Consider the following 4,371-nt stretch of genomic DNA (forward strand, 5'->3'; position numbering starts at 1 on the left):
CGGCGGCAGCGGCCCCGGGCGCACTGCGCGACCGGCTGCTCGCACTGCCCGAGGAGGAGCGGCACGCGTCGGTGCTGGAGGTGGTGCGGCGCGAGGTCGCCGTCGTCCTGGGCATGGCGGACGCCGCGAGTGTCGGCGCCCAGCAGGTGCTGAAGGATCTCGGCATCGACTCGGTGATGGCGGTCGAGCTGCGCCGCCGTCTGTCGGCCGAGACCGGGGTGTCGCTGCCGGCGACCCTCGCCTTCGACTACCCCACCCCCACCGCCATCGCCGGGCTCCTGCTCGACAAGCTCGCACTCGGCGGCGCCGGTTCGAGGGCCTCGGCACCTCGCCTGACGAAGAACCAGATCGACGCACTCGTGGAACTGCTGCGCTCCGCGACCCCGGAACAGCTTGCGACGCAAGGCCTCGCGGCCAGCTTCGTCGACCTGCACGCGGCGCTGTCGAAGACGGCCGCCGCCGAGCCCGGCGAACCCGAGATGGACGCCGCGGACGTCGCGGACAGCAGTCAAGAAGACCTCCTCGATTTCCTGGACCGCAAGTTTGGAGTGGGCAAGTGAGCGCTACCGACGTGCAGAAGCTCGAGACCTATCTGCGACGTACGACGAACGCGCTGCTGCAGGCCGAGAACGACCTCGCCTCGGAGCGCGCTGCGAAGACGGAGCCGATCGCGGTGGTGTCGATGGCCTGCCGCCTGCCCGGCGGTATCGGCACCCCCGAGGACTACTGGCAGCTGCTGGTCAGCGGATCCGACGCCATCAGCGGCCTGCCCAAGCGGTGGGACAGCCTGGGCCTGTACGACCCGGACCCCGAGGCCATGGGCAAGTCCTATGCCCGTGAGGGCGGGTTCCTCGACGACATCGAGGGCTTCGACGCCGAGTTCTTCGGGATCACCCCGCGTGAGGCGCAGTCGATGGACCCGCAGCAGCGGATCGTCCTGGAGACCGTCTGGGAGGCCCTCGAACGGGCGGGTGTCCGCCCCGACGCCCTCAACGAGTCACGCACCGGCGTCTACCTGGGCACCATGGGCTCCGACTACGGGAACCTGTACAACCACGACCTGGGCGGGCTCGACGGCTACCTGAGCACCGGCAACGCGAGCAGTGTGCTGTCGGGCCGGGTGTCGTACACGCTCGGTCTGCAGGGTCCGGCCCTGACCGTGGACACGGCGTGCTCGTCGTCGCTGGTCGCCACCCATCTCGGCGTGACCGCCCTGCGCAACGGCGAATGCGACACCGCCCTGGTCGGCGGCGTCACCGTCATGTCGACACCGGCTACATTCGTGGAGTTCAGCCGCCTCAAGGGTCTCTCGGCCGACGGCCGTTGCAGGAGCTTCTCCGCCGACGCCGACGGCGCCGGCTGGGCCGAGGGCGCAGGCATCCTCCTCCTCAAGCGCCTCTCCGACGCCGAGCGCGACGGCGACCGGGTGCTGGCGGTCATCCGCGGCAGCGCCGTCAACCAGGACGGCCGCAGCCAGGGCCTGACCGCCCCCAACGGCCCCTCCCAGCAGCGCGTCGTCCAGGACGCACTCACAGCCGCCCGCCTCTCCCCCGACGACATCGACGCCATCGAGGCCCACGGCACCGGCACCAGCCTCGGCGACCCCATCGAAGCCGGCGCCCTCGCCGCAGTCTTCGGACCCACCCGCGCCCAGGATCACCCCCTCTACCTGGGCTCGTCCAAGTCCAACATCGGCCACGCACAAGCAGCCGCCGGCGTCGCGGGCGTCATCAAGATGATCCTCGCCCTCCAGCACGACACCCTCCCCAAGACCCTCCACGCAGACCGGCCCAGCCCCCACATCGAATGGGACGATGCCGGCCTGGAGCTGCTCCAGGAGGCCCGTCCGTGGGAGCGCGGCGAGCGGGTACGCCGCGCGGGCATCTCGTCCTTCGGTCTCAGCGGCACCAACGCACACGTGATTCTGGAGGAGGCACCCGCCGTCGAAGCGGCCGAGACGGAGGGCACGGACACACCGCACCTGCCGGTGCCCATCCTCCTGTCGGGCCGCAGCGAGGCGGCCCTGCGTGCCCAGGCGCAGCGGTGGGCGGACTGGCTGGAGACCCAGTCCACCGTGTCGCTGACGGATGTGGCCGCCACGGCCGCGCTGCACCGCACCCACTTCGACACCCGCGCCGCCGTCCTCGCCGCATCAACCCACGAGGCCACGGCTGGACTCCGCGCCATCGCCGAGGGCCGGCCCCACGAGCAGGTCGTGACCGGCACGGCCCAGCCGCGCGGCAAGACCGTCTTCGTCTACCCCGGACAGGGCAGCCAGTGGATCGGCATGGGCCGCGACCTGCTCACCCAGTCACCCGTCTTCGCCGAGACGATCGACGCCTGCGACGCGGCCCTGAAGCCCTTCACCGGCTGGTCGGTACGCGAGGTCCTCACCGGTGACGGCGGCGAGCACCCGCCCCACGACCGGGTCGACGTCATCCAGCCCGCCCTCTTCGCCATGGGCGTGGCCCTCTCCGCCCTATGGCGCTCCCACGGCATCCACCCCGACGCCGTCATCGGCCACTCCCAGGGCGAAGTCGTCGCCGCCGTCACCGCCGGCGCCCTCACCCTGGACCAGGGCGCCCAGATCGTCGCCCAACGCTCCCAGGCAGTCCTGGCCTGCTCCGGCCAAGGCGGCATGGCCCTCATCGAACGCCCCCAAGCCGAAGTCGAACAGTTCATCGCCCCCTACGGCCAAACCCTCTCCATCGCCGCCATCAACACCTCAACCTCAACCGTCATCTCCGGCGAAGCCAACGCCATCACCCAGATCGTCACCCGCCTCACCGAAGACGGCGTCTACGCCCGCAAGATCAACGTCGACTACGCCTCCCACCACGCCCACATGGACCCCCTCCTGCCCAACCTCGCCGCAGGCTTCACCAACATCACCCCCACCCAGACCAACACCGCCTTCTACTCCACCGTCACCGGACAACCCACCCCCGGCACCCAACTCGACGGACCGTACTGGTGCCGCAACCTGCGCGACACCGTCCGCTTCGACCAAGCCCTCACCCACCTCCTCACCGACCACCACACCACCTACATCGAAATCAGCGCCCACCCCGTACTGACGATGCCCCTCACCAACGCCGCCACCGAACACAACGGCATCGTCGTCGGCACCCTCACCCGCAACCACGGCACCCTGACACAACTCCTGCACAACCTCAGCCTCCTCCACGTCCAGGGCCACACCACCAACTGGACCAAGACCCTCCCCACCCCCACCAGCCAGATCACCCCCCTGCCCACCTATCCCTTCCAACACGAACACTTCTGGACCGACCCCACCCACACCCCCCAGGACACCACCTCACTCGGACTGCACGCCTCCACCCACCCCTGGCTCGGAGCCGCCACCACCCTCGCCAACGGCGAAGGCCACCTCCTCACCGGACGCCTCTCCCCCACCCAGCACCCCTGGCTCCACGACCACACCGTCTACAACACCCCCCTCCTCCCCGGCACCGGACTCCTCGAACTGGCCTGGACCGCAGCCACCGAAACCGGAGCCACCCGCGTCGAGGAACTCACCCTCGCCGAACCCCTCGTCCTGCCCGAACCCGGCGACAACAGCGCCCACATACGACTCCAGGTCACCGTCGGCGCGCCGGACGAATCGGGCCGGCGCGAGGTGGCCGTCTACAGCCAGCAGGAAGACGGTCAGGAAACCTGGACGTGCCACGCCACCGGTGTCCTAGGGGGCGCTTCGGACGAGGACGGCGCGGACGCCGCCGTTTCCGGGTCGATGACCGCGCTCGCGCAGTGGCCGGTGCCCGGAGCGGAGCGGGTGGAACTGGACGGTCTGTACGACCGGCTGGCGGGGCAGGGCCTCGGATACGGGCCCGCCTTCCAGGGCCTGCGGGAGCTGTGGTGCAAGGACGGCGTCGGGTACGGCCTCGTCCGCCTTCCCGAGGAGGTCGGTCCGGGCGAGTTCGGCGTGCACCCGGCGCTGCTCGACGCCGCCCTGCACACCCTCGCCGCGCTGCGCAGCACCGAAGAGGCCGTGATCCTGCCCTTCGAGTGGAGCGACGCCGAGCTGCGTTCGACCGGGCCCGGCGAACTGCGGGTCCGGGTGGAGCTGGACGAGGCGCAGACGTCGGCGCGGGTGCTCGCCGCCGATCCGGCCGGGAACGTGGTGGTGTCGGGGACGCTGGCGCTGCGCGAGGCGACGCGCGAGCAGATTCGCGGCAGCCGGTCCGCCCGGCATCTGTACCGGGTCGCGTTCACGCCGGCCCGTGCTCTGCGTGAAGTGCCGCACGAGGACCTGTGGGTGCTCGGCGGGTCGGGCGATCTCGCCCGCGCGCTGGGCGCCGAGGCCGTAGCGGACCTGGCGGCCGCACTCGCCGGGCTCGGCGAGGACGA

General features: G+C 71.0%; 2 protein-coding genes. Both read left to right on the plus strand.

Translation table 11 applies throughout. The features are described 5' to 3' along the window. A partial coding sequence (locus AWZ10_RS27745; protein ID WP_167365992.1) for an acyl carrier protein occupies positions 1–560 on the plus strand: 560 nt, incomplete at its 5' end. Beyond that, positions 557–4,371, plus strand: a 3,815-nt coding sequence (locus tag AWZ10_RS27750) for a type I polyketide synthase (protein ID WP_159058360.1), incomplete at its 3' end; no start/stop codon positions are given. The genes AWZ10_RS27745 and AWZ10_RS27750, both read left to right, overlap by 4 nt.

Source organism: Streptomyces europaeiscabiei, assembly GCF_001550375.1.
Lineage (GTDB): Bacteria > Actinomycetota > Actinomycetes > Streptomycetales > Streptomycetaceae > Streptomyces > Streptomyces europaeiscabiei.